At 50.9% G+C, this 26,825-nt stretch carries 24 protein-coding genes and 1 tRNA gene; 14 read left to right on the top strand and 11 right to left on the bottom strand.

The annotated features are described in order from the left end of the window. The first annotated feature begins 8 nt into the window (after positions 1-8). Genes fdxH through fdhE form a run of 3 tightly spaced genes read left to right on the top strand, consistent with a single transcriptional unit; the run spans position 9 to position 2,472 of the window. A complete protein-coding gene (gene fdxH / locus EC843_RS09015) occupies positions 9-914 on the top strand; it encodes a formate dehydrogenase subunit beta (protein WP_064542691.1) in 906 nt (301 codons plus the stop codon). Then, positions 911-1,546 (top strand): formate dehydrogenase cytochrome b556 subunit, encoded by a 636-nt coding sequence (gene fdoI / locus EC843_RS09010; RefSeq protein ID WP_064542693.1) that lies wholly within the window; start codon positions 911-913, stop codon positions 1,544-1,546. The genes fdxH and fdoI overlap by 4 nt, the downstream gene beginning before the upstream one ends. After that, positions 1,543-2,472, top strand: a complete 930-nt coding sequence (gene fdhE / locus EC843_RS09005; RefSeq protein ID WP_064542696.1) for a formate dehydrogenase accessory protein FdhE — start codon at positions 1,543-1,545, stop codon at positions 2,470-2,472. The genes fdoI and fdhE overlap by 4 nt, the downstream gene beginning before the upstream one ends. Before the next feature lie 33 nt (positions 2,473-2,505). On the opposite strand, the gene EC843_RS09000 is transcribed toward fdhE, so the two are convergent. Together EC843_RS09000 and EC843_RS08995 are read right to left on the bottom strand one after the other, a co-directional pair. After that, the gene (locus EC843_RS09000) at positions 2,506-2,838 is read right to left on the bottom strand and encodes a type II toxin-antitoxin system PemK/MazF family toxin (RefSeq protein WP_232887123.1); all 333 of its coding nucleotides are present in this window, start codon (positions 2,836-2,838) and stop codon (positions 2,506-2,508) included. Then, the gene (locus tag EC843_RS08995) at positions 2,839-3,093 is read right to left on the bottom strand and encodes an AbrB/MazE/SpoVT family DNA-binding domain-containing protein (RefSeq protein ID WP_083963253.1); all 255 of its coding nucleotides are present in this window, start codon (positions 3,091-3,093) and stop codon (positions 2,839-2,841) included. A 282-nt stretch (positions 3,094-3,375) separates the two neighbouring features. On the opposite strand from EC843_RS08995, the gene EC843_RS08990 reads away from it, so the two are divergent. Further along, positions 3,376-4,290, top strand: coding sequence for an alpha/beta hydrolase (locus tag EC843_RS08990; RefSeq protein WP_133522111.1), 915 nt, complete (start codon positions 3,376-3,378; stop codon positions 4,288-4,290). Between the two features lie 46 nt (positions 4,291-4,336). Here EC843_RS08990 and EC843_RS08985 read toward each other — a convergent pair whose 3' ends face one another. Both EC843_RS08985 and EC843_RS08980 read right to left on the bottom strand, forming a co-directional pair. Next, entirely contained in the window at positions 4,337-4,546 is a 210-nt protein-coding gene (locus tag EC843_RS08985; protein ID WP_064542803.1) for a YgdI/YgdR family lipoprotein, read from the bottom strand. A gap of 193 nt (positions 4,547-4,739) precedes the next feature. Then, positions 4,740-5,270 (bottom strand): hypothetical protein, encoded by a 531-nt coding sequence (locus tag EC843_RS08980; RefSeq protein ID WP_133522110.1) that lies wholly within the window; start codon positions 5,268-5,270, stop codon positions 4,740-4,742. Positions 5,271-5,401: 131 nt separating this feature from the next. Here EC843_RS08980 and EC843_RS08975 point away from each other — a divergent pair, with 131 nt between their 5' ends. Continuing rightward, on the top strand, positions 5,402-5,593 hold the full coding sequence (locus EC843_RS08975; RefSeq protein ID WP_133522109.1) for a toxin-antitoxin system HicB family antitoxin: 192 nt from the start codon (positions 5,402-5,404) through the stop codon (positions 5,591-5,593). Positions 5,594-5,608: 15 nt separating this feature from the next. Here EC843_RS08975 and EC843_RS08970 read toward each other — a convergent pair whose 3' ends face one another. Beyond that, positions 5,609-6,289 (bottom strand): hypothetical protein, encoded by a 681-nt coding sequence (locus EC843_RS08970; RefSeq protein WP_133522108.1) that lies wholly within the window; start codon positions 6,287-6,289, stop codon positions 5,609-5,611. 467 nt (positions 6,290-6,756) lie between these two features. After that, complete coding sequence (locus EC843_RS24530) at positions 6,757-6,927, bottom strand: hypothetical protein (protein ID WP_166642057.1); 171 nt, start codon at positions 6,925-6,927, stop codon at positions 6,757-6,759. Between the two features lie 249 nt (positions 6,928-7,176). Between EC843_RS24530 and EC843_RS08960 the strand changes: the two genes are divergently transcribed. Then, entirely contained in the window at positions 7,177-8,058 is an 882-nt protein-coding gene (locus EC843_RS08960) for a WYL domain-containing protein (RefSeq protein ID WP_133522106.1), read from the top strand. Between the two features lie 60 nt (positions 8,059-8,118). Here EC843_RS08960 and EC843_RS08955 read toward each other — a convergent pair. Further along, positions 8,119-8,213, bottom strand: a tRNA-Sec gene (locus tag EC843_RS08955). A 341-nt stretch (positions 8,214-8,554) separates the two neighbouring features. Here EC843_RS08955 and yicI point away from each other — a divergent pair. Next, on the top strand, positions 8,555-10,879 hold the full coding sequence (gene yicI / locus EC843_RS08950) for an alpha-xylosidase (RefSeq protein ID WP_133522105.1): 2,325 nt from the start codon (positions 8,555-8,557) through the stop codon (positions 10,877-10,879). Positions 10,880-11,382: 503 nt separating this feature from the next. On the opposite strand, the gene EC843_RS08945 is transcribed toward yicI, so the two are convergent. Beyond that, the gene (locus EC843_RS08945; RefSeq protein WP_064542726.1) at positions 11,383-11,976 is read right to left on the bottom strand and encodes a YhgN family NAAT transporter; all 594 of its coding nucleotides are present in this window, start codon (positions 11,974-11,976) and stop codon (positions 11,383-11,385) included. A gap of 147 nt (positions 11,977-12,123) precedes the next feature. Here EC843_RS08945 and asd point away from each other — a divergent pair, with 147 nt between their 5' ends. The 6 genes from asd to glgP all read left to right on the top strand — a co-directional run bounded on the left by asd (position 12,124) and on the right by glgP (position 22,938). Beyond that, positions 12,124-13,230 carry an aspartate-semialdehyde dehydrogenase gene (gene asd / locus EC843_RS08940; protein WP_064542728.1) on the top strand — a complete coding sequence of 369 codons (1,107 nt, stop codon included), beginning with the start codon at positions 12,124-12,126 and terminating at the stop codon, positions 13,228-13,230. 260 nt (positions 13,231-13,490) lie between these two features. Next, positions 13,491-15,677 carry a 1,4-alpha-glucan branching enzyme gene (gene glgB, locus EC843_RS08935; RefSeq protein WP_064542731.1) on the top strand — a complete coding sequence of 729 codons (2,187 nt, stop codon included), beginning with the start codon at positions 13,491-13,493 and terminating at the stop codon, positions 15,675-15,677. Then, a complete protein-coding gene (gene glgX / locus EC843_RS08930) occupies positions 15,674-17,656 on the top strand; it encodes a glycogen debranching protein GlgX (RefSeq protein ID WP_064542734.1) in 1,983 nt (660 codons plus the stop codon). The genes glgB and glgX overlap by 4 nt, the downstream gene beginning before the upstream one ends. Positions 17,657-17,671: 15 nt before the next feature. Beyond that, positions 17,672-18,955 carry a glucose-1-phosphate adenylyltransferase gene (gene glgC, locus EC843_RS08925; protein WP_064542737.1) on the top strand — a complete coding sequence of 428 codons (1,284 nt, stop codon included), beginning with the start codon at positions 17,672-17,674 and terminating at the stop codon, positions 18,953-18,955. Positions 18,956-19,034: 79 nt separating this feature from the next. Then, positions 19,035-20,468, top strand: a complete 1,434-nt coding sequence (gene glgA / locus EC843_RS08920; protein ID WP_064542740.1) for a glycogen synthase GlgA — start codon at positions 19,035-19,037, stop codon at positions 20,466-20,468. 22 nt (positions 20,469-20,490) lie between these two features. Further along, positions 20,491-22,938, top strand: coding sequence for a glycogen phosphorylase (gene glgP, locus EC843_RS08915; protein ID WP_133522104.1), 2,448 nt, complete (start codon positions 20,491-20,493; stop codon positions 22,936-22,938). A gap of 175 nt (positions 22,939-23,113) precedes the next feature. Here glgP and EC843_RS08910 read toward each other — a convergent pair whose 3' ends face one another. Genes EC843_RS08910 through glpE form a run of 3 tightly spaced genes read right to left on the bottom strand, consistent with a single transcriptional unit; the run spans position 23,114 to position 25,109 of the window. After that, complete coding sequence (locus tag EC843_RS08910; RefSeq protein ID WP_064542747.1) at positions 23,114-23,872, bottom strand: DeoR/GlpR family transcriptional regulator; 759 nt, start codon at positions 23,870-23,872, stop codon at positions 23,114-23,116. Between the two features lie 22 nt (positions 23,873-23,894). Further along, positions 23,895-24,725, bottom strand: a complete 831-nt coding sequence (glpG, locus tag EC843_RS08905) for a rhomboid family intramembrane serine protease GlpG (protein ID WP_064542750.1) — start codon at positions 24,723-24,725, stop codon at positions 23,895-23,897. A 54-nt stretch (positions 24,726-24,779) separates the two neighbouring features. Then, complete coding sequence (gene glpE, locus EC843_RS08900) at positions 24,780-25,109, bottom strand: thiosulfate sulfurtransferase GlpE (RefSeq protein ID WP_133522103.1); 330 nt, start codon at positions 25,107-25,109, stop codon at positions 24,780-24,782. A 194-nt stretch (positions 25,110-25,303) separates the two neighbouring features. Here glpE and glpD point away from each other — a divergent pair, with 194 nt between their 5' ends. Then, entirely contained in the window at positions 25,304-26,812 is a 1,509-nt protein-coding gene (gene glpD, locus EC843_RS08895) for a glycerol-3-phosphate dehydrogenase (RefSeq protein ID WP_064542756.1), read from the top strand. The last annotated feature ends 13 nt before the right edge of the window (positions 26,813-26,825 follow it).

Here is a 26,825-nt window from a genome sequence, read left to right as displayed (position 1 = left end):
GACGAATTATGGCTTATCAATCTCAGGACATCATCCGTCGTTCCGCCACCAATGGCCTCACACCCGCGCCACAAGCGCGGGATCACCAGCAAGAGGTTGCGAAACTTATCGACGTGACCACCTGCATCGGCTGTAAAGCCTGCCAGGTGGCCTGTTCGGAGTGGAACGATCTGCGCGATGAGATCGGCAGCAACGTCGGCGTTTACGATAACCCGGCAGATTTGACCGCCAAATCATGGACGGTGATGCGCTTCTCGGAAGTGGAACAAAACGACAAACTGGAATGGTTAATCCGCAAAGATGGCTGTATGCACTGCGCGGACCCAGGCTGCCTGAAAGCGTGTCCGGCTGAAGGCGCAATCATTCAGTACGCCAACGGCATTGTCGATTTCCAGTCTGAGCAGTGCATCGGCTGCGGTTACTGCATCGCCGGTTGCCCGTTCGACGTGCCGCGCCTGAACCCGGAGGACAACCGTGTCTACAAATGCACCCTGTGCGTAGACCGTGTGACCGTCGGCCAGGAGCCTGCCTGCGTGAAAACTTGCCCAACTGGTGCAATTCATTTCGGCTCGAAAGAGGATATGAAAAACCTGGCGGGCGAGCGTGTGAGCGAACTGAAAACGCGCGGTTACGACAACGCCGGATTGTACGACCCGGAAGGCGTTGGCGGCACACATGTTATGTATGTGCTGCACCATGCGGACAAGCCGACGTTGTATCACGGCCTGCCAGAGAACCCGTCCATCAGCCCAACCGTGAAATTCTGGAAAGGTGTCTGGAAGCCGCTCGCCGCTATTGGCTTTGCTGCAACCTTCGCCGCCAGCGTGTTCCACTATGTGGGGGTCGGCCCGAACCGTGCCGAAGAAGAGGACGATAACCTGCACCATGACGACGACGAGGTGCGCAAACCATGAAAAAACAAGTGACTATTCAGCGTTACAGCGCGCCTGAACGTATCAACCACTGGGTAACCGCCTTCTGCTTTATGCTGGCGGCCATCAGCGGGCTGGGGTTTTTCTTCCCCTCCTTTAACTGGTTGATGAACGTTCTGGGCACGCCGCAACTGGCGCGCATTCTCCACCCGTTCGTCGGTGTGGTGATGTTTGCCTCGTTTATCATCATGTTTTTCCGTTACTGGCACCATAACCTCATCAATCGTGACGATATTTTCTGGGCGAAGAATATTCGCAAGATCGTCGTTAACGAAGAAGTGGGGGACACCGGGCGGTATAACTTCGGCCAGAAATGCGTGTTCTGGGCGGCGATTATCTTCCTGGTACTGTTGCTGGTGAGCGGCGTGATTATCTGGCGCCCGTACTTCGCGCCTGCATTCTCAATCCCGTTGATTCGCGTTGCCCTGTTGGTGCATTCATTTGCAGCAGTGGCACTGATTGTGGTTATTATGGTCCACATCTATGCCGCCCTTTGGGTGAAAGGCACGATTACCGCGATGGTGGAAGGCTGGGTCACCACGACCTGGGCCAAAAAACACCATCCGAAATGGTATCGTGAAGTTCGCCAAAAACAGGAAAAACGATCGGAATGAGTATTCGCATAATCCCGCAAGACCAGCTGGAGAAGAGCGATAAACGCACGGCGGAGATGATCCCGCCGTTGCTGTTCCCCAGGCTGAAAAATCTCTATAACCGCCGCGCTGAACGCCTGCTTGAGTTGGCGACCGATAATCCGCTGGGTGATTTCCTGCGCTTTGCTGCACTGATCGCCCACGCCCAGGAAGTGGTGCTGTACGACCACCCGCTGGAAATGGATTTAACGGCGCTGATTCAGAAGTCATCGGAAACCGGCAAGCCGCCGCTGGATATTCACGTTTTACCGCGTGATCCCCACTGGCAGCGCCTGCTGAATTCGTTGATTGCCGAGCTGAAACCAGAGATGAGCGGCCAGGCACTGGCAGTTATCGAAAACCTGGAAAAGGCGTCGACGCAAGAACTCGAAGAGATGGCGACCGCGCTGTTTAACGCTGATTTTGCGCTGGTAAGCAGTGATAAAGCCCCGTTCATTTGGGCGGCGTTATCGCTCTACTGGGCGCAAATGGCGAGCCTGATCCCAGGCCGTGCGAAAGCTGAATACGGTGAACAACGCCAGTTCTGCCCGGTTTGCGGCTCGATTCCGGTTTCCAGCGTGGTGCAGATTGGCGGCACCAGCGGCCTGCGTTACCTGCATTGCAACTTATGCGAAACCGAATGGCATGTGGTGCGCATTAAATGCAGCAACTGCGAGCAAACCCGCGATTTGAACTACTGGTCGCTGGAAAGCGAGCAGTCAGCGATTAAAGCGGAAAGCTGCGGCGACTGCGGCACTTACCTGAAGATCCTCTATCAGGAAAAAGATGCCAAAGTTGAAGCCGTGGCCGACGATTTAGCCTCGCTGGTGCTGGATGCACGCATGGAGCAAGAAGGCTTTGCCCGCAGCAGCATCAATCCTTTCCTGTTCCCAGGGGAAGGCGAGTAAGTGATGCAGTGGGATGCTTTGCATCCCACTGTGTTATTCGAAAAATACCTTCACTCTGGACAGCGCCTCTTCTGTGACTTCTTCAGGTGCTTTTTCAATGAAACGCATCTGTCTGGCCCGGAAATCGATTGATTTAACATGATGGCAAATGACAACCCCCCGGGTGTGAGTTTCTGTCAGATGTACTTCAAATGCATTGCCACGAACACGAGATGTTATTGGTGCCACAATCGCCATGCCAGCCTTGCGGCTAAATTCGACTGGAGACAATACTAGCGCAGGCCGAGTTTTGGCTTGTTCGTGACCAGCGGCAGGATCAAAATCGAGCCACACTAAATCGCCTCTATCAGGCATATAAAGACTCACCTAATCGATCTCCTTGCCAACAGGCGGAGAATTCAGCCACTCACGGTCTTCATCATCAAGCTCGAAACTTCCTTCGGGTGATTGGGCCAGTAACTCACTTAGCGTGTATATCGGCTTTGCGACTCGCAACATAATTCCACCCTCAACGGCTTCAATATCCACTTTGTCACCTATTCTCATCCCAGCTTTCTCCAGAACAGCTGCAGGAATAATGGCCCCTGCGGAATTACCCCATTTACGAATCAGCGTTTTCACAATGATTACCAAATTAAACAATGTTTAAACTCATTTTAACACGATGGGTAAATCGCACAATGTTTAACCATTTACATTATTTACGGCATCTAATGTTGTTTTGTGAATGAGCTTGCTGGGTACTATAAACCTCAAAAAGCGTACGGTTATCTGCTTTTTCCTGGAAGTTTTCATTTGTTCGAGGCGCTTTCCAGAATGCTGAAATAGTGAAAAAACTCGGTTCACGCGATCCCATAAATGCGATATAACTGTTCATCTATACAGCATAAAAGGAATTCCGCTATGTCCCTCGAACCCGCAATCGCCGGGCTGGTTGATGAATTCATCGACTCTGGCCGACCTTCTTCACGCCAACAAACTTTTGCCGAACGCCGGGCTGGGTATATCGCCAGCACTGTTTTAGCGGGTGAAACGGAAACCCGAGTCGACGTGAAAGATATCAGCCTTAATGGCTGCACGTTACGCATATTTTCCCCGCTAAATGCGACCGGATCGCTTCCAGCCGTGATCTATTACCACGGTGGTTGTTTTGTTAGCGGTGGGTTTGAAACCCATGACAATCCGTTACGCCAGCTTTGCTATCACAGTGGTTGTCGGGTGATTGCCGTTCAGTATCGCGTAGCCCCGGAGCACACTTATCCGGCAGCGCATGATGATGCTGAGCGTGCAGCGGACGCTATCTGGCAAGCGGCTGAACAGCTGGAAGTGGATCGTGAACGAATCACGCTCGCGGGTGACAGCGCTGGTGGACATATTGCCCTGGTCACCGCTCTGCGCCTGAAAAGTGCGGGAAACTGGTTGCCTGCGCGGCTGATGCTGATTTACCCGATGCTGGACGCGACGGCGGAATCTGTCAGCTATCAGGAAAATGGCTACGACTACATCATTACCCGCGATACGCTGCTTTCCGGTTACGAAGCCTACATGCCCGATCTTGACCCAATGGATGATGAAGCCAGCCCGTTATTTCGTGAAGATTTTGCAGGCCTGCCACCGGTGCATATCATCACCGCTGAATACGACCCACTTCGCAATGAAGGTGAGGTCTTGCATGAGTGCCTGATGGATCAAGGCGTTGAGTCCACCTGCCAACGCTATCTTGGCGTGATCCACGGCTTCTTCCAGCTTGGTGGTATCAGCCAGGCAGCGCGCGATGCTATGCGTGATGTTGCGTGGCGGGTAGGTCAAGCACGCTAAGACGAGATACCAGTCAGCATGGGCTGGCTGGTATCTGCACAGCAAATCAGTCCTTCTTAATCATCTGCACGATTTGCTCGTCATTAATCTGGCGTTCGTTACCTTGCGCATCGGTGTAACTAATCAGGCCGGTATCTTTATCCACCTGCGGTTTCCCTTGCGTCACAATCATGTCACCGGTTTTAGTCGACATCACATAGTCACTTGAACAAGCAGTAGCAGACAACGCAACGCCGCTTAACAACAAAATTTTCATCAACTTATTCATGCAGAAATATCCCTTTAATAGTGAATCAAAATAGTACCTGTTGAGAGTAAGACAGAATGTTAAGGTGTATTACGAAGGGTTTATTTCTGGACTGATTGCGAGGCATTTGTTGGGTGGATAAGCGCAAGCGTCATCCACCGTTTTTTGGTGGGTGGCGCTACGCTTAACCGCCCTGGGAAAACTAGTGAATCCCTGGAACCGCTTCGCCGCTAATCATTGCCAGTCCACCATCGGTACGAACAAAACGCGGTGTTTTCAAATCCTCGACCAGAACGTTGATCAACTCGAATAATAATCCAGTGATGTGTTCGCTTTGTTCCGGTGACTGCTGGCGCTGCAACAAAAGCATGGCTAACGCCGCGCTGTATTCGCGCAGGGTTTCTGAATCGGTAGAAAGCGCGCCGCGATAATTATCGGGTTCTGCCACATCCACCGTCAGGCGTTCGATTAGATGGGCTGGTAACGGCGCTTTAAGCGCGAACTTCAACATTTCCAGTGCTGCATACAAACGCCCACAAAGCGCCATACATTCGGTGTTGTCATCGTTTTCAATCATCGCATCGACATAATGCTGGCAGGCGTCGAGCACCTGGAAGAGATCGTGCGTTGCTCCGAGAGGGGTTTTTAATAGCGTTGTGATTGCGGATTCAATAACTGGTTGTGTGTATGCGGTTTCAAGGGGATTGGTTGTGATAGTATTCGTGTTAGCCATGCCGTTAACTCCATTAACGTTTGTGGTTAAACGCCTCGGTAGTGTTAGCGCACTCCGGGGCGTTGCTGTTTTAGGAGTTCACATGATAATGTGGCCTCCTATATAGCTAAGATGAACTAATAGGTGGCCTCATGTCAATTGTATCACGTGAAAAAAAACCAAAAGGGGGTGGGAAGTCGCCCCAGTTCAAAATGCGTATAGATCCGGCTTTGCGTGAGCAGTTAGATGTAGAAGCTGCGGAGCAAGGAATGAGCCTTGCGAACTGGTTTAAGAATTTAGCTCGCGAAGCTTTGAAGGGGAAAGGGATTGAACCCAAAGGGTAAACTTTATTTTTATAATTAAATATAAGGTGGTTGTTTTAAATTTGATGAACCTGAAATTATACCAAGATTTATCAAGCAATTAGTAATGAGTTTTCTATTTATACCATTCATATCTGATGCGAATTTAATCTCAAAGTGATAAAAGAAATCATGAAATAAATTCAAATATATCAAAGGTATAGGCATGCTTGATGTTTTTAGATCAATCATTGTGAGTATATCTCTGGCTGTGATTTTATCTAGTTTTATATATTCGGAAAGGGATTTTTTAGAAAAAACGGGAGTTCGATCTTGAGCAGACAAAGAGATTATAATAGTTCTTAAACACCATACTATTTTTTTATTTGCTTCTTTTTTGTTATTTATTTTTGCATATTCTTTAAGGATGGAATTTGCTAAATAAATTGCAGTGCAAATATCTTCACCATAGCTATCTTTATACCTGAAATTATCAAATATATTTTGAAGAACATCAGCACCATAAATCGCTGTTGATTCCTTAACCAAATGAAGTGCAAATAAATCGCCGGTGGTCATTTTTTCGACTAAATAATCTTCTGGATATAAAAATAAACTTACAATAGATCTATTTACTGATCTTATCGCTGAACCGTCGTAAACACCTAATAAATCAATATCAGAGTTAAAATCTCGTTCGTGACGTGCTGTACTCCCAAATAATGCTAGTGCTTTCATATTATAAAAGAGGCCATGGTTAGACCTCGTTAAAGTTGTTAATTTTTCTAGTATACATTAACGCTTGACCGGACTGTACCCCGGTATCCGATTAAATCTACAGTAACATGCCAATGCCCAGTATGAGGAACATTCAATCGAGTCAAAGAGGACGTTGCATGACCACCAAAGTATTGGTGGCGACTGCCGTTTCTGTAGAGATTAAAGTTATTATTATCCATCAGTTTTACATTTGCAGAATTACCTGAAAGATTGATCTCTACAGTTTGGCCAGCACTCAATGTACGAAGATCGTAATGTTGAAAATTCATATATTTGATGTCTCATAAAATAAGACTATTGACTGTCCTTTCAGAAACTGAGAGTATTGCCAATAGTCCCATTGCGGATTAGGCACTTTTTTCTTGGCGGAAATTTAAGTGCATTCAATTTAAATAAAACGAGATTTATCTGATCGTGATCTCGTTTTATTTTTCCTTGCGAACTCCTTTGAAGGGTTCACCATTTGATTTTACATCCATAAAGCGACCGGTCTCGGTATTACGTTTAACCCAGGTTTCGGTTACTGGATTAAAAGTCTGAGATCGTTGTTTAACCATGCCAATACGACTGTTGTCTTTTGGTGGGTTAGTAGCCATTTCTACACCTCTTTTTATTTAGAACGGAAGGACCATCCTTCTGTCTGAAATCAGACTATTCCTCTGTGGTACCCTTGTCAATACGTACATATCAAATAAATGCTAGAGTTAGGCATTTAATCGCCACTATATCTAGTGAGCATTTTTACTTCATATGGTTATCAAAATGATATCGACTTTGGGTGACACTATGGTGGGTGTTAGTGTTAAACTATCAGGATAGAAACTGGTTAGTTGAGGTATAACAAAATGTCACTTAAGACTTTCACTGAAGTTTTGAATGGGGATCATGAACTTGCCATAAGGCTTGCTTTCATCGATTTTAAATCCTTCTACACAGGTAGCTTGTCCAGAACCGATTTAGTAAATGAGTTTTCTGTTTCGGAGATCACTGCGACCAGAATCCTTAGTGAATATAAAAAAGTTCGACCAAAAAATATCACATATAGTAATAAGGAAAAAAAATTCCTATTAGAAAAATCATTCGTCCCATTGATTGATATTCACGCTGAGGATGCACTAAGTATGCTTGCAACCGGATTTGACAAAAATAAATTATTACGTGGACGAAAAATAATAAGATATGAACGGATTGGCTTGCATCAACCTTTATTAAATAGAGATTCTATAGCTACAATTACGCGGAGTATATATAACAAGAAAAATATCAAATGTAGGTATTATTCTGCTGCTAATGCCGATAAGAGTGAGCGGGTATTATCCCCTTTGGTCATTATGTTTGATGGAAGGAATTGGATATTTAGAGCGCATCACGAGAATAGTAACACATTGATCAAGTTCAAGAATTTTAATTTTTCTCGAGTTATAGATGTTACGGAAACAGAGTGTGATATAGACCGTGAACATAGCTTGGAATACGATGAACTATGGAATAAGTTTCTTCCTCTTGAACTAGAAATAAATGCTAGCCTCAATGAGACGCTGAAAAATGAAGTAAGACGAGATTTTTCTATTCCCGATGAAGAGAATAAAGTTCTTTTAACAGAAAGGGCTGCGTTTATATGGATTATTTTAAATCAGTGGGCAGTCAGTTATTGTGATAATAATATTACCTCTGCGAAGTTTATTTTAAAAAATGCTGACATGTTAAAAAACCAAGGAGCGATCTAATCGCTGTATTTACCTGAATTAATTTTGCTGTTGAAATATAGAAAATAGACCGTAAGAAAATGGCGGAAGATCACAGGAGTTGAACCTGCCCGGCACCGCTGGCGGCACCAACTGGATTTGAAGTCCAGCCGCCTCACCGGAGACGACGATCTTCCTTGCCTCGATTGCTACATGGAGGCGGTGCGCAGTATACCCAGTTTTTCCCCCTTACCAAACAATGCTTTCCCCTTTACCCCATGATTCTTCTGAAACTATTAGCCAGATCAATCAAACCGCGCGAAAAACACCCATTCCTTAAATCTTAGTCTGCTAAGAGAGCGACTCCGCTCACACTTATCAAGAAACATAATCTGATAACCAGAAATTAGAATTCATCGTCCGTCCCCGATGCTTTACAACCTTTGATATCGAATTTTTCACATTCATTTTTGAAGGTGCGCACCAGACCCACGGGCACACCGTTTCCAAAAAATTCAGCATTGAAAAGGACGGCATAATGAAAATTAGTGACGGTAACTGGCTTATCCAGCCCGGTTTAGCGCTTATCCACCCGGTGCAAGTGTTTGATGTGGAACAGCAGGGTAATGAGATGGTGGTGTATGCAGGCATGAAGGATGTGCGCGAGCGGGGAAATCAGCTTGATACCCCACTGTTTACGTTACGCTTTTTCTCCCCGCAGGAAGGTGTGGTCGGCGTGCGTATCGAGCATTTCCAGGGCGCGGTGGATAACGGCCCGCATTATCCACTGAACGTGTTGCACGACGTGAAAGTGTCGATGCAAAACACCGCTGAATTTGCCGAGTTGAAAAGCGGCAATCTGGCGGTGCGTGTCACCAAAGGTGTTGAATGGGCGCTGGATTTCCTGCGCGATGGCGTGCGCATCACCGGCAGTGCGGTGAAAAATAACGGTTATGTGCAGGATGCTAACAGCGGCAACACGCACATGTTCGAGCGCCTGGATTTGAGCGTTGGCGAAACGGTTTATGGTCTGGGCGAGCGTTTTACCGCGCTGGTGAAAAACGGCCAGACGGTGGAAACCTGGAACCGCGATGGCGGCACCAGCACCGAGCAATCTTACAAAAACATTCCTTTCTACCTCACTAACCGTGGCTACGGCGTGCTGGTGAACCATCCGGAATGTGTCTCCTTTGAAGTCGGTTCCGAAAAAGTATCCAAAGTGCAGTTCAGCGTCGCAGGTGAATATCTCGAATATTTCGTGATTGACGGCCCAACGCCGAAAGCGGTTCTTGACCGTTACACCCGCTTCACTGGCCGCCCGGCGCTGCCGCCAGCGTGGTCGTTTGGCCTGTGGCTCACCACTTCCTTTACCACCAACTACGACGAAGCGACGGTGAATAGTTTTATCGACGGCATGGCCGAACGTAATTTGCCGCTGCATGTGTTCCACTTCGACTGCTTCTGGATGAAAGCCTTCCAGTGGTGTGATTTCGAGTGGGACCCGGTGACCTTCCCCGATCCTGAAGGCATGTTGAAACGCCTGAAAGCGCGTGGTCTGAAAATCTGCGTGTGGATTAACCCGTACATTGGTCAGAAATCTCCGCTGTTCCGCGAAGGGATGGAAAAAGGCTATCTGCTGAAACGCCCGAACGGCGCGGTGTGGCAGTGGGATAAATGGCAGCCAGGCCAGGCGATTGTTGATTTCACCAATCCGGCGGCTTGCGACTGGTACGCAAGCCATCTGAAACGCCTGGTGCGCATGGGTGTGGATTGCTTCAAAACTGACTTCGGCGAGCGCATCCCAACCGATGTGGTGTGGCACGATGGCTCCGACCCGCAGAAAATGCATAACCATTACGCGTTCATTTATAACGAGCTGGTGTGGAACGTGCTCAAGCAGGAACTGGGCGACGAAGAAGCCGTACTGTTTGCCCGTTCGGCCTCCGTTGGCGCACAACAATTCCCGGTTCACTGGGGCGGCGACTGCTATGCCAACTATGAGTCAATGGCAGAAAGTCTGCGCGGTGGTTTGTCGCTCGGCATGTCTGGTTTTGGTTTCTGGAGCCACGATATTGGCGGCTTCGAAAACACCGCTCCGGCGCATGTTTATAAACGCTGGTGCGCATTCGGGCTGCTTTCCAGCCACAGCCGCCTGCATGGCAGCAAATCCTACCGTGTGCCATGGGCGTATGACGACGAAGCTTGCGATGTGGTGCGCCACTTCACGCAGCTGAAATCGCGCATGATGCCGTATCTGTACCGTCAGGCAGCGCAGGCCGCAGAGTTCGGTACGCCGATGATGCGCGCCATGATGCTGGAGTTCCCGGACGATCCGGGCTGCGATTATCTCGACCGCCAGTACATGCTGGGTGATTCAGTGATGGTTGCGCCGGTGTTCTCTGAGGCGGGCGACGTGCAGTTCTATCTGCCAGAAGGGCGCTGGACGCATCTGCTCAACAACCAGCAAGCGCAAGGTAGCCGCTGGCATAAAGAGCAGCATGATTTCCAGAGCCTGCCGGTTTATGTGCGTGACAATACGCTGTTGGCGCTGGGTAATAATGACCAGAAACCAGATTACGCGTGGCACGAAGGCACCGCTTTCCAGCTGTTTAACCTGGACGATGGCCGCGAGGCGATTTGTGAAGTCCCGGCGGCAGACGGTTCGGTTGTCTTCACGCTGAAGGTGCGTCGCGAAGGCAATACGCTGGCGGTACAAAGCGCAGGCCAGGCGAAAGACTGGACGCTGTGTCTGCGTAATATCGGCAGTGTGAAAGGCGTGAAGCAAGGCAAGAGTGCAGCGGGTGAACACGGTGTGGTGATTACACCGGATTCGTACGAGGCGGGATTGGTTATCGAGCTTTAATGTTTGTGGCGGGGGCGCTTGCGCTTGCCCGCCCTACAATTAACTCTCTCCCTGAGGGCTGTCAGCCCCGCAGGTTTTCCGTTCACCCGTGCGTTCAGTTATCTCTGTAATTCCCGCAAACGGTGCGATCGAAGCCGGGAACAAGGTCAAAACCGCTCTGGCTTATGACTTTGACCTTGAATTTCGGGTCCGGCTTAAATCGCCTCCATTTTGACTCCAGGTGGCAGGGTCCAGCCGTCGGGAACGGCTGGAGGGCGCGATCGTCGGGAACGAATCGCAACCGACCCTGACACGGAGGCTAAATGGAGGTTTACCGCTTGCGGCGATTTATTTGCCGGGAGTCCGGGTCCTTAGGGTGGCGACGGTGGCCACCCTAAGACGTTCACCGGTTTCGTGGCGACATAAACATTCAATCGCCTGGTGAACGGAACCTTCTCCGAATTGGCAGGAACTGTTCTTCAAAGATGTGTACAAGAGACAGTTGGGGGAGAGGGGACGCAAGTTTATCCCTTCATCCACACCCGCAGGCCATCGAGGAACATCTGCGTTGCCAGCATCACCAACACCAGGCCCATCAGGCGTTCCAGCGCATTCACACCTTTCTCGCCCAGCAGGCGCAAGAACAGCGAAGATTGCAGCAAAATTGCCACGGTACCGCCCCAGGCCAGCAGTAACGCGATCACTAAATGCCCCATCTGATTCGGATACTGGTGCGATAACAACATTAATGTCGCCAGCAGCGTCGGTCCGGCAACCAGCGGGATTGCCAGCGGCACGATAAACGGTTCTTCACCCGCAGGCAGGCCAGAGGCATTACCTTCATGGCTTGGGAAAATCATTTTAATCGCAATCAGGAACAGAATAATCCCGCCGGATATGGAAACGCTTTCGGCGCGTAAGTTAAGGAATGCGAGAATTTTTTCCCCAGCGAATAAGAAAATCAGCATGATGATCAGCGCAATCAGCAGCTCGCGGATCATGATGGCGCGGCGGCGTTTTGGCTCGGTATGTTTGAGCACTGACATAAAGATCGGCAGGTTGCCCAGCGGGTCCATAATCAGGATTAACAGCACTGCCGCAGAAATGATTTCGGTCATGAATAATTGTCTCTAATAAGTTGTATTTCTAATCGCTTGCATATCATTGATTAATTTCACTTGCGACTTTGGCAGCATTTTGTAATGTGAAGGCTGTTTCCAATTAATGCACACAACGCACACATCTTCTTCGCAGGATTAGTCTCTATGAAAAATGTTGGTTTTATCGGTTGGCGCGGTATGGTCGGTTCCGTTCTCATGCAGCGCATGGTTGAGGAACGCGACTTTGACGCCATTCGTCCGGTTTTCTTCTCCACTTCTCAGCTCGGCCTCGCGGCCCCGTCTTTTGCAGGCCAGAATAATGGCACCCTGCAAGATGCTTATGACCTGGAAGCGTTGAAAGCGCTGGATATTATCATTACCTGCCAGGGCGGCGATTATACCAACGAAATCTATCCAAAGCTTCGTGAAAGCGGTTGGCAGGGTTACTGGATTGATGCCGCTTCTTCACTGCGTATGAAAGATGACGCCATCATCATTCTTGACCCAATTAACCAGCACGTCATTCAGGAAGGGCTGAACAATGGCGTCAAAACCTTTGTTGGCGGTAACTGTACCGTCAGCCTGATGCTGATGTCCCTCGGCGGCTTGTTTGCGAATGACCTGGTTGACTGGGTGTCTGTGGCGACTTATCAGGCAGCGTCCGGCGGCGGTGCGCGTCATATGCGTGAACTGCTGAGCCAGATGGGCCAACTGCATAATCACGTTGCGGCTGAACTGGCTGATCCTGCGTCTGCCATTCTGGACATCGAGCGCAAAGTGACTGACTTGACCCGTAGCGGCGGCCTGCCAACGGATAACTTTGGCGTGCCACTAGCAGGAAGCCTGATCCCGTGGATTGACAAGCAGCTGGATAACGGCCAGACCCGCGAAGAGTGGAAAGGCCAGGCTGAGACTAACAAAATCCTCAACACCGGCACGATTATTCCAGTTGATGGCTTGTGTGTTCGCGTGGGCGCATTGCGCTGCCACAGCCAGGCATTCACCATCAAACTGAAGAAAGATGTCTCTCTGCCAACCATTGAAGCGATGCTTTCCGGGCATAACGAGTGGGCGAAAGTGGTGCCAAACGATCGCGAGATCACCATGCGCGAACTGACGCCTGCTGCCGTCACCGGCACGCTGACCACGCCAGTTGGACGCCTGCGTAAACTCAATATGGGCCCTGAATTCCTTTCAGCGTTCACCGTGGGTGACCAGCTTCTGTGGGGTGCTGCAGAACCGTTACGTAGAATGTTGCGTCTGCTCGCATAAGTACACTTGTTTACATAAGGGGCATTGCAGCCCCTTTTTTTTCGCGTCATACATGGAGCGTATGATCGTTATTAATTATTTTTCAGGAGTAAAACAGCGCGTTGGCTATGCTTTATTCAGGGCGGAAAAAACCGTCTTGATAGGTTGTTGGGCGGAGCAGCTTACAGGAGTTCATTTACGCTGCCCGTTGGGTCAATGATAACGTTATCCTGAGCGCGTAAGCGTAGCGTCAGGATAAGACAAAAAACAGGACAAAATCCATGTCTGTTCATCCAGAAAAAGACGTGATAAATGCGCTAATTGCGGGTCACTTTGCTGATCCTTTTTCCTTGCTGGGAATGCATAAAACGGATGCCGGGCTGGAAGTGCGTGCCCTGTTACCTGACGCCACCGAAGTGTGGGTTATCGAACCAAAAACTGGGGGGAAGGTCGGTAAATTAGACTGCCTTGATTCGCGCGGTTTCTTTTGCGGGGTTATTCCCCGGCGTAAAAATCCATTCCGTTATCAACTGGCCGTCATGTGGCATGGCCATGAAAATCTCATTGATGATCCTTACCGCTTTGGGCCGCTAATCCAGGAAGTGGATAGTTGGCTGTTGTCCGAAGGTACGCATTTGCGTCCTTATGAAACTCTCGGTGCGCACGCCGACACGATGGATGGCGTCACCGGCACGCGTTTCTCCGTTTGGGCACCTAACGCCCGCCGTGTTTCCGTCGTTGGCCAGTTTAACTATTGGGACGGCCGTCGCCATCCGATGCGTTTACGCCGCGAAAGCGGGATCTGGGAACTCTTTATCCCTGGCGCTCACCCTGGGCAGTTATACAAATTCGAACTGATTGATACCGACGGGCATCTGCGCCTGAAGGCCGACCCGTATGCGTTTGAGTCGCAAATGCGCCCGGAAACGGCATCGCTGATTTGCGGGTTACCGGAAAAAACCACCCTTAGCCCTGCGCGCCAGCGCGCCAATGGCTTCGATCAGCCAATTTCAATTTACGAAGTGCATCTCGGGTCGTGGCGCCGCCACACTGATAATAATTTCTGGCTCAGTTACCGCGAACTGGCGGACCAACTGGTGCCGTACGTGAAAGAGATGGGCTTTACCCACCTCGAGCTGTTGCCGATTAACGAACACCCGTTCGATGGCAGTTGGGGTTACCAGCCACAAGGGCTGTATGCGCCGACGCGCCGTTTCGGCACGCGAGAAGACTTCCGTTACTTTATCAATGCCGCACATGCTGCGGGCTTAAACGTGTTGCTCGACTGGGTGCCAGGGCATTTCCCGACGGATGACGCCGGGCTTGCGAAATTCGATGGTACGTCGCTGTACGAACATGGCGACCCGCGCGAAGGCTATCACCAGGACTGGAACACCCTGATTTACAACTATGGGCGGCGTGAAGTCAGCAACTATCTGGTCGGCAATGGTCTGTACTGGATTGAGCGTTTCGGCATTGACGGTTTGCGCGTTGATGCGGTGGCGTCGATGATTTACCGCGATTACAGCCGCCAGCCAGGCGAGTGGATCCCCAACGATAAAGGCGGCCGTGAAAACCTCGAGGCGATCGAATTTTTGCGTAGCACCAACCGCATCATTGGCGAGCAAACGCCTGGTGCCGTGACCATGGCGGAAGAGTCGACCGACTTTGCGGGCGTGTCGCGTCCAGCGTCGATGGGCGGACTGGGTTTCTGGTTTAAATGGAACCTCGGCTGGATGCACGACACTCTCGACTACATGAAGCTTGACCCGGTGCATCGCCAGTATCACCACGACAAAATGACCTTCGGCATGTTGTACAACAGCACCGAAAACTTTGTCCTGCCGTTGTCGCACGATGAAGTGGTACACGGTAAAAAATCGATTCTCGACCGCATGCCTGGCGATGCCTGGCAAAAGTTTGCCAACTTGCGTGCTTATTACGGTTGGATGTGGGCCTTCCCTGGCAAGAAGTTGCTGTTTATGGGCAATGAGTTTGCTCAAGGGCGCGAGTGGAACCATGACAGCAGCCTAGACTGGCACTTGCTGGAAGGCGGCGACAACTGGCACCACGGCGTGAAACGTCTGGTGCGTGATTTGAACCGCACTTATCGCCAACATGCTGCGATGCACGAGCTGGATTTTGATAGTTACGGTTTCGAATGGCTGGTGGTGGAAGACAACGTTAACTCGGTATTTATCTTTGTGCGCCGCGACTCACAAGGTAATGAAATCATTGTCGCCAGCAACTTTACGCCGGTGCCGCGTTACCACTATCGCTTCGGCATTAACCAGCCAGGACGCTGGCGTGAAGAACTGAATACTGACTCAATGCATTATCACGGCAGCAATGCCGGGAACAGCGGGGCGGTACACAGCGATGCGATCCCAAGCCACGGGCGCGATCACTCTTTAAGTTTGACGCTGCCACCGCTGTCGACCATTTGGCTGGTACGGGAGGCTGAATGACACAACTCAGCGCCGGGAATTCCGCGCCGTACGGTTCTTACTTCGATGGGAAAGGGGTGAACTTCACCCTGTTTTCCGCCAATGCCCATAAAGTCGAACTGTGTGTGTTCGACGAGCATGGTCACGAGCAACGTTACGATTTACCGGTGCGAACCGGTGACATCTGGCACGGCTATTTGCCCAACGCTAAACCTGGTCTGAAATACGGCTATCGTGTGCATGGGCCGTGGGAACCGCAAAACGGCCATCGTTTTAATCCGGCAAAATTGCTGCTCGACCCTTGTGCTCGCGTGGTAGTTGGCGGTGCAGCCGACCATCCGCATCTGCATGGCGGTTATGATGAACCCAACCTGGAAGATAGCGCTCCGCACATGGCGAAATGTGTGGTGGTGCAGGATAAATTCGACTGGGAAGACGATGTGCACCCACGAATCCCGTGGGGCGACACGGTAATTTACGAAGCCAATGTGCGTGGCCTGACACTGCTTCATCCTGGCATCCCGGAAGAGTTGCGGGGCACTTATGCCGCACTTGGTCATCCGGTGATGATTAACTATTTCAAACGCCTGGGGATTACGGCGCTTGAATTGTTGCCGGTGGCGCATTTTGTCACCGAGCCGCGCATCGCCCATTTAGGGCTCAGCAATTATTGGGGCTATAACCCCCGTGCGCTGTACGCCGCCGAAGGTTATTACGCGGTAAATCAAGATCCACTGGTGGCCGCCAATGAGCTACGGGGTGCTGTAAAAGCACTGCACGAAGCGGGCATTGAGGTCATTCTCGATATTGTTCTGAACCACAGTGCTGAGCTGGACCGCGATGGCCCAACCCTCTCACTGAGCGGAATCGACAACCGTAGCTATTATTGGTTAATGGAAAACGGTGATTACCAGAACTGGACAGGTTGCGGTAACACGTTGAATTTGAGCACGCCGGGCGTGGTCGCTCAGATGGTGGATTGTCTGCGTTATTGGGTCGATAGCTGCCATATCGATGGTTTTCGCTTTGATTTAGCTTCGGTCATGGGGCGTACGCCGGAGTTCCGGCAGGATGCTCCGTTGTTCGAAGCGATAAAAAACGATCCGGTTTTGTCGCAAATAAAACTGATTGCTGAACCGTGGGATATTGGCGCGGGAGGTTATCAGGTGGGGAACTATCCGCCGCTATTTGCGGAATGGAATGACCATTTTCGTGACGGCATGCGGCGTTTCTGGCTGCGACAAGATCTATCGTTGGGGGGATTCGCTTGCCGCTTTGCTGGTTCAAGCGATGTCTACCGTCGTGGAGAGCGCAAGCCTTCAACCAGTGTCAATTTAATCACTGCCCACGACGGCTTCACGCTGCGTGATTGTGTCAGCTTCAATCAAAAACATAACGAAGCGAACGGCGAAGATAACCGCGATGGCACTAATAATAACTACAGCAATAACTATGGTTTCGAAGGGCTGGAAGCTTCACTGAATATCAAAGAGCGGCGGCGCGACAGCGTGCACGCCTTGCTCACATTGTTACTGCTTTCTCAGGGAACGCCGATGCTGTTGGCTGGTGATGAACATGGCCACAGCCAGCACGGCAACAATAATGCTTATTGTCAGGACAACCAACTGACCTGGCTTGATTGGGAACACTGTAACGATGGCTTAACCACATTTACCGCGGCATTGATTCATCTACGCAAGACGATTCCGGCACTAACCCGAAATCTCTGGTGGGAGGAAGGTGATGACAATGTTCGCTGGTGGAATAAAGAGGCTCAGCCTCTGAGTGCTGACGAGTGGGAAAACGGGGTTCATCGCCTGCAAATCCAACTTTCTGAACGTTGGCTCATTACGATTAACGCGACCGAAGAGTTGGCTGACATCGTACTACCCGAAGGGGAATGGCGAGCCATTCCTCCGTTTGCCGGTGAAGACAACCCGGTGGTGATGGCTGTATGGCATGGTCCTGCGCACGGAGTCTGCGTATTCCAGAAGTCATAAAAAAAGGAGTCAGTCATGGTTAAGCTTGATAAGAACGATCCTCTGATGTTGGCACGTCAACTGCCAAATAAATCCGTGGCCCTGATTCTGGCTGGTGGGCGCGGTACCCGATTGAAAGATTTGACCTCAACGCGCGCTAAGCCTGCCGTTCACTTTGGTGGCAAGTTCCGAATTATCGATTTTGCGTTGTCGAACTGCATTAACTCGGGTATTCGCCGCATCGGCGTGATTACCCAATATCAGTCACATACCTTGATTCAACATATCCAACGTGGCTGGTCGTTTTTCAGTGAAGAGATGAACGAGTTTGTGGATTTGCTCCCGGCACAGCAGCGTGTACACGGTGAAAACTGGTATCGCGGCACCGCCGATGCGGTGACACAAAACCTCGATATTATCCGCCGTTACAAAGCGGAATACGTGGTGATCCTCGCGGGTGACCATATCTACAAGCAAGATTACTCGCGCATGTTGATTGACCACGTAGAAAAAGGCGCACGCTGCACGGTGGCATGTATGCCAGTGCCGCTACATGAAGCCTCGGCGTTTGGCGTTATGGCGGTAGATAACGAAGAGAAAATCATTGAATTCGTTGAGAAACCGGCTAATCCGCCGTCGATGCCAGGTGATGACAGCAAAGCGCTCGCCAGTATGGGGATCTACGTTTTCGATGCAGATTACCTTTACGAACTGTTAGAGGCTGACGACAAAGACGACTCCTCAAGCCATGACTTCGGGAAAGATATTATCCCGAACGTGATGAAATCCGGCGTTGCTTTTGCCCATCCCTTCCCGCTTTCTTGCGTGCAGTCTGACCCGAATGCCGAGCCGTACTGGCGTGATGTCGGCACGCTGGAAGCTTACTGGAAAGCGAACCTCGATCTCGCCTCGGTGACACCAGAACTGGATATGTACGACCGGGATTGGCCGATCCGTACCCATATGGAGCCGCTGCCGCCCGCGAAATTTGTGCAAGACCGCTCCGGTAGCCATGGCATGACGCTGAACTCGCTGGTTTCCGGCGGCTGTATCATTTCTGGCTCAGTGGTGGTTCAGTCGGTGCTGTTCCCGCGCGTGCGTGTTAATTCGTTTTGTAACATTGACTCGTCAGTATTGTTGCCTGATGTCATCGTCGGGCGCTCCTGCCGTTTACGCCGTTGCATTATTGACCGCGCTTGTGTCATCCCGGAAGGCATGGTGGTTGGCGAAAATGCCGAAGAAGATGCTCGCCGTTTCTACCGCTCAGAAGAAGGTATTGTGCTGGTGACGCGCGAGATGCTTGCCAAATTGCATGGTTAATAAGTGAAGGAATGACCCACGCGCGGCGCGCCTGCTGTGACATTAAGAGCGCGCCACGACTTTCCATACGGGAGCGATAATGCAGGTCTTACATGTATGTTCTGAAATTTTTCCACTGCTGAAAACGGGTGGCCTGGCGGATGTGATTGGTGCGCTACCTGCGGCACAAATCGCAGGCGGCGTTGAGACGCGAGTCTTGCTGCCTGCTTTCCCTGACATTCGTCGTGGCATCGTTGACGCGCAAGTGGTCGCCCATCGCGACACCTTCGCGGGTCATATGACTTTGTTATATGGCCACTTCAACGGCGTGGGGATTTACCTCATTGACGCTCCACATTTATACGACCGACCGGGTAGCCCGTATCACGATACTAACCAGTTCGCGTACACCGACAACGTGCATCGTTTTGCGCTGTTGGGTTGGGTGGGGGCGGAAATGGCCTGTGGCCTGGATCCCTTCTGGCATCCGGATATTGTACATGCGCATGACTGGCATGCGGGCCTGGTGCCAGCGTATCTGGAAGCGCGAGGGCGTCCGGCAAAGTCAGTCTTTACAGTGCACAACCTGGCTTATCAGGGGCTGTTTTTCGCTCATCATATGAATGAAATTGACCTGCCATGGTCGTTCTACGACATGAACGGCCTGGAGTTTAATGGTCAAATTTCGTACTTGAAAGCGGGCCTTTATTATGCTGATCATATTACGGCGGTCAGCCCGACCTATGCTCGCGAAATAACCGAGCCGCAATTTGCTTACGGTATGGAAGGGCTGTTGCGTCAGCGTCACCGTGAGGGGCGGTTGTCCGGCATCCTCAATGGCGTGGACGAAAAAATTTGGGACCCGGCCCATGACTTACTTCTGGCTTCACGCTATACCCGCGATACGCTGGAAGAAAAGGCGGAAAACAAACGCCAGTTGCAGGTGGCGATGGGGCTGAAAGTGAACGAGAAAGCGCCGCTGTTTGCGGTGGTGAGCCGTTTAACCAGCCAGAAAGGGTTGGATTTGGTGCTGGAGGCGTTGCCGGGTTTACTTGAGCAAGGCGGGCAACTGGCGTTGCTGGGAGCCGGTGACACCGTGATGCAGGAAGGTTTCCTGGCGGCTGCCGCAGAGCATCCTGGACAAGTGGGCGTTCAGATCGGTTATCACGAAGCTTTCTCGCACCGGATTATGGGCGGAGCTGACGTGATACTGGTGCCAAGCCGTTTTGAACCTTGTGGTTTAACACAATTGTATGGTCTGAAGTATGGCACTTTGCCGCTGGTGCGGCGCACTGGTGGGCTTGCCGATACGGTTTCTGATAGCTCACTGGAAAACCTGGCTGACGGAATCGCCAGTGGATTCGTGTTTGAGGACAGTAATGCCTGGTCGTTGTTAAGAGCAATCAGGCGTGCCTTCGTGTTGTGGTCCCGCCCGTCGTTGTGGAGATTTGTCCAACGTCAGGCGATGGGCATGGATTTTAGCTGGCAGGTGGCGGCGCATTCCTACCGCGATCTGTACCAACGTTTGCTGTAGCCATCCACCAGGAATCACTGATATGAACGCACCATTTTCCTATTCGTCACCGACGCTGAGCATTGAGGCTTTAAAGCACTCAATCGCCTACAAACTGATGTTTACCGTTGGGAAAGACCCGGTTATCGCCAATAAGCATGAGTGGCTGAACGCCACGCTATTTGCGGTTCGTGACCGGTTGGTCGAACGCTGGCTGCGTTCCAACCGCGCTCAGCTTTCCCAGGAAGTTCGCCAGGTTTATTACCTGTCGATGGAATTTTTGATTGGCCGCACCCTCTCTAACGCACTGCTTTCGTTAGGCATTTATGAAGATGTCAAAAATGCGCTGGAAGAGATGGGGCTGGATCTTGAAGAGTTGATAGACGAGGAGAACGACCCCGGCCTCGGTAATGGCGGGCTCGGTCGTCTTGCCGCCTGTTTTCTCGATTCATTAGCGACACTCGGTTTGCCTGGCCGTGGTTATGGCATTCGCTACGATTACGGCATGTTTAAACAAAACATTGTTGATGGTCGCCAGAAAGAATCACCGGACTACTGGCTCGAATACGGTAACCCGTGGGAATTCAAGCGCCACAACACACGCTACAAAGTTCGCTTTGGCGGGCGCGTGCAAATGGAAGCTAAAAAATTCCGCTGGGTAGAAACCGAGGAGATTCTGGCGGTAGCCTATGACCAGATAATCCCGGGCTACGATACTGATGCCACCAATACGCTGCGCCTGTGGAATGCGCAGGCGAGTAGCGAAATTAACCTCGGTAAGTTTAACCAGGGCGATTATTTCGCGGCGGTGGAAGACAAGAACCATTCAGAAAACGTTTCGCGAGTCCTTTATCCAGATGACTCGACCTATTCAGGCCGTGAGCTGCGTTTGCGTCAGGAATATTTCCTGGTGTCCTCTACCGTGCAGGACATTCTCAGCCGCCATTACCAGCTACATAAAACTTATGACAATCTGGCGGATAAAATCGCCATCCACCTCAATGACACGCACCCGGTATTGGCGATCCCTGAGCTGATGCGCTTGTTAATTGATGAGCATAAATTCAGTTGGGAAGATGCGTTTGAGGTTTGCTGCCAGGCATTCTCATACACCAACCACACGCTGATGAGTGAAGCACTGGAAACCTGGCCAGTGGACATGTTAGGCAAAATTTTGCCGCGCCACTTACAGATAATTTTCGAGATTAACGACTACTTCCTGAAAACCTTGCAGGAGCAACATCCGAACGATACCGAGCTGCTGGGGCGTACTTCGATTATTGATGAGTCGAACGGCCGTAAAGTCCGTATGGCGTGGCTTGCGGTTGTCGTCAGCCACAAAGTCAACGGTGTTTCGGAGCTGCACTCCAACTTAATGGTGCAGTCGCTGTTTGCCGATTTCGCCGCTATCTTCCCGATGCGTTTCTGCAATAAAACCAACGGTGTGACACCTCGTCGCTGGCTGGCTTTGGCGAACCCACCACTTTCAGAAGTGTTAGATAAAAATATTGGCCGCACCTGGCGTACTGATCTCAGTCAGCTGAACGAGATGAAGCAGCATATTGATTACCCAACTGTGCATCAGGATGTGCGTAAGGCGAAGCTGGCTAACAAGAAACGGCTGGCAAGTTACATCGGCCAGCATCTCAATGTGGTGGTGAACCCAAATGCGTTGTTTGATGTGCAAATCAAACGTATTCATGAGTACAAACGCCAGTTGATGAATGTGCTGCATGTGATTACGCGCTACAACCGCATTAAGGCAGACCCAACAGCCGATTGGGTACCGCGTGTGAACATCTTCGCCGGTAAAGCGGCGTCGGCGTACTACATGGCAAAACACATCATTCATCTCATCAACGATGTGGCGGCGGTGATCAACAACGATCCGGTGGTAAAGGATCGCCTGAAAGTGGTGTTTATCCCGAACTACAGCGTCAGTCTTGCGCAGATCATTATCCCAGCGGCGGATCTCTCGGAGCAGATTTCTCTGGCGGGAACGGAAGCTTCCGGCACCAGTAATATGAAGTTTGGTCTGAACGGCGCGCTGACGATTGGCACGCTGGATGGCGCAAACGTCGAAATGCTGGAGCACGTGGGTGCGGATAACATCTTTATCTTTGGTAATACGGCCGAAGAGGTCGAAACGCTACGGCGCGAAGGCTATAAGCCACGCGAGTATTATGAAAAGGATGAAGAACTGCATCAGGTGCTGACGCAAATTGGTACCGGGACATTCAGCCCTGACGAACCTACACGTTACCGTGACCTGCTGGATTCACTGATTAACTTTGGTGACCACTATCAGGTATTGGCAGATTTCCGCAGTTATGTAGATTGCCAGGATAGGGTAGATGAAGTGTATCGCCAGCAAGTAGAGTGGACGTTCCGTGTCATCCATAATATTGCCAACATGGGGTATTTCTCGTCTGACAGGACGATTCAGGAATACGCCGATGAGATTTGGCATATTAAGCCGGTGAGATTGTAATTATTCCCCTCTCCCCAAAGGGGCGAGGGGACTAGCTCGGTATTCCCCCTCTCCCAAAGGGGCGAGGGGACTAGCTCGGTATTCCCTCTCTCCCCAAAGGGGCGAGGGGGCTAGCCCGGTATTCCCCCTCTCCCTCAGGGAGAGGGACGGGGTGAGGGTTGTTCTCACGCAAATATCAACATAACTCCAGTTGCACATTGTTCTCAGCAATTACCTGCATCACGCCTGACGGAGGCATTACATCGGTATAAACCTGATCAACAAGGCTAATACTGCCGAGATTAACCATCGCATTGCGGCCAAATTTAGAATGGTCGACAACCAGCATCACGCAGCGTGAGTTTTCAATAATCGCGCGTTTGGTGCGTACTTCGTGGTAATCAAACTCCAGTAATGAGCCGTCGCCATCGATGCCGCTAATCCCCAGAATGCCGAAATCCAGCCTGAACTGAGAGATAAAATCGAGCGTTGCTTCGCCGATAATCCCGCCGTCGCGACTGCGTAATTCACCGCCCGCCAGAATAATACGGAAATCCTCTTTCACCTTAAGCGTGTTCGCCACGTTCAGGTTATTGGTGACGATCCGTAAATTGCTGTGGTTGAGTAGCGCATGTGCCACCGCTTCCGGTGTGGTGCCGATATCAATAAACAGCGTGGCACCGTTGGGGATCTGGCTGGCAACTTTCTGGGCGATACGCTCTTTTTCTGCTGTCTGCGTCGCCTTACGATCATGCCACGGTGTATTCACGGAACTCGACGGTAACGCGGCGCCACCGTGATGGCGCATGATCAGGTTCTGGTCGGCCAGATCGTTCAGATCGCGACGAATGGTTTGTGGGCTAACCGCAAACTCTTCGACTAACTCTTCAGTGCTGACATAGCCCTGTTTTTTAACCAGTTCGACAATGGCATCATGACGTTGTGTTTGCTTCACGCTGTTTTATTCTCCTGAAATGCTATGTTCGTTTTCGCGCGTGTAGGGTATCAACCAGCGCCATCGCAAGCCCGACAACCAGGCCGGTAATATGCGCGGCGTTGGCGATCGACATTCCTAAAACATCGAAAAATCCTATTACAATCCACAGAACAGCAAAGGCTAACAGGCCGCGCTGCATATAGATGCCGCTGTCCGGGTCGCGTTCGCCGCGCAGCCAGACATAGCCCATTAGCGCATAAACCACACCCGACAAACCACCAAACAGCGGGCCGCCAAATTTCGCCTGTACAAAGCCGCTCAACAGCGCAGAAACCAGCGTCAGGGTAATGAGTTTGCCGCTACCGAGACGCTTTTCGAGCGGGCCACCGAGATACCACCACCACAACAAGTTAAACGCAATATGCATGATAGAGAAGTGCATCAACGCATGGCTGAAATAGCGCCACAGTTCATAGTCCAAACTCTCTTTATACGGCCACGCCAGCCACACCATCACCGCTCGGTCGCCCATCACCTGCATCATTAGGTAAACCAGCACACAGGCGGCCATGATAACCATGGTGAACGGGCCAGCTTTTTGCGTAATAGTCGCGAGGAAAGGATAGCGCTGGTACTGCAAACCGCTACCGGTATGACCGGTATTCCAGCTTGCTGCGAGGTAACGCGAATCACCCGGGTTTGCGAGGAATTGTTCAAGCTCAGCACGAACATGGGATTCCTGGCTGTCGTTTGCCAGCCAGATATCCGTTTGTTCGTGTTGTTGAATAGTGAGGATAATCCCCTGCGTCGCCATATAGTCGACAAATGCCTGCGCGACTCGCGGGTTGGCAAACGAGGTAATCATGATCATAAGGTTTCAGCCAAATCCATACAAAAGGAAGCAGTATACCTCTAACGCAGCGATTTAAGACGCGCCGTGCGCGACTTCAGCCGGGAAATGGTGATGCCAGGCGTCAAAACCCCCGTCGACGCTATACACCTGGTCGTAACCTTGCTGCAGCAGATATTGCGCTGCCCCTTTGCTGCTATTGCCGTGATAGCACATCACCAGCACCGGCGTTTCAAAATCGGTTTGTTGCATAAAAGCCACCAGACGATCGTTAGTCAGATGAAACGCGCCCGGCGTATGGCCCATCGCAAAGCTTTGTGGATCGCGGATATCAACTAACACAGCGTGTTTTTGCTGCAACTTCTGGTGCGCTTCTTCCACACCAATACACTCAAAAGTTTCCATGGTTATGCTCGTCATAATATTGAATCGGCTTGCGCCATATTAAGGGAATCTGCCCTCTGGCCGCTGATATTAACGCCATTATGTTATCCATATCACGCAGTAATGTTTTTTTTTCGTTACAAAGCGCGCACGGACTTGCTAGTATGAGCGATAACGAACATATTTGAACTTTAACGAAAGTGCGTGAGGGTGACATGGAAACTAAAGATCTGATTGTGATTGGCGGAGGAATTAACGGGGCAGGTATCGCCGCTGACGCCGCAGGCCGTGGTTTATCCGTGTTGATGCTTGAAGCGCAAGACTTGGCGAGTGCCACCTCTTCAAACAGCTCGAAATTGATTCACGGTGGCTTGCGTTACCTTGAGCATTACGAGTTTCGTTTGGTGAGTGAAGCTTTAGCCGAGCGCGAAGTGCTGCTGAACATGGCTCCTCATATCGCTTTCCCGATGCGTTTTCGTCTACCACACCGCCCGCATCTGCGCCCGGCATGGATGATTCGTATTGGTCTGTTTATGTACGACCATCTCGGTAAACGTACTAGTTTGCCTGCGTCCACCGGTTTGCGTTTTGGTGCAGATTCAGTTCTAAAATCGAATATTGTGCGCGGTTTCGAATATTCCGACTGTTGGGTTGATGATGCGCGCCTGGTTTTAGCCAACGCGCAGATGGTGACGCGTGAAGGCGGTGAGGTGAAAACCCGTACCCGCGCAACCCGCGCTCGCCGTGAAAACGGCCACTGGGTTGTTGAAGCACAAGATATTGATACCGGTGAAACGTTCACCTGGCGTGCTCGCGGTCTGGTGAACGCCACTGGCCCATGGGTGAAAAACTTCTTTGACGACGGCCTGCAACTGCCTTCGCCATACGGCATCCGCCTGATCAAAGGCAGCCATATTGTGGTGCCACGTGTGCATAACCAGAAGCAGGCTTACATTCTGCAAAACGAAGATAAGCGCATCGTGTTTGTCATTCCGTGGATGGATGAGTTCTCCATTATTGGCACCACTGATGTGGAATATAAGGGTGACCCGAAAGACGTCCACATTGATGACAATGAAATTAACTACTTGTTGGATGCCTACAACGCGCACTTTAAAAAGACGCTAAGCCGCGACGACATCGTCTGGACTTACTCCGGCGTGCGTCCGCTGTGTGATGATGAGTCAGATTCACCGCAAGCTATCACCCGTGATTACACCCTCGATATTCATGATGAGCAGGGCAAAGCGCCACTGTTGTCAGTGTTTGGCGGCAAACTCACCACTTACCGTAAGCTCGCAGAACACGCACTGGATAAACTGAAAGGTTACTACCCAAAAATGGGGCCAGCATGGACTAAAGGCAGTACCTTGCCGGGTGGCGATATTAACGGTGACCGTGATGATTACGCCGCTCAACTGCGCCGCCGTTACCCGTTCCTGACAGAAAACCTGGCGCGTCGTTTCTCACGTACTTATGGCAGTAACAGCGACTTGATTCTGGGCCGCGCAACCAGCGTCACTGAGTTGGGTGAAGATTTCGGTCATGAGTTTTATGAAGCGGAATTACGTTACCTGGTGGAGCATGAGTGGGTGCGTGGCGTTGATGATGCTATTTGGCGTCGTACCAAATTAGGGATGTGGTTGAGCGAAGAACAGCAGGCGCGGGTGGCGCAGTGGCTGGTAAAGCGGGGCGGTAGGGCGAAGTTGTCTTTGGCATCGTGATGTTAATGGTGGA

This window comes from Buttiauxella sp. JUb87, from assembly GCF_004361975.1.
Taxonomy (GTDB): Bacteria; Pseudomonadota; Gammaproteobacteria; order Enterobacterales; family Enterobacteriaceae; genus Buttiauxella; species Buttiauxella ferragutiae.
Note: the sequence above shows the minus strand (reverse complement) of the source record. Positions and strands in the feature narration are given on the sequence as shown.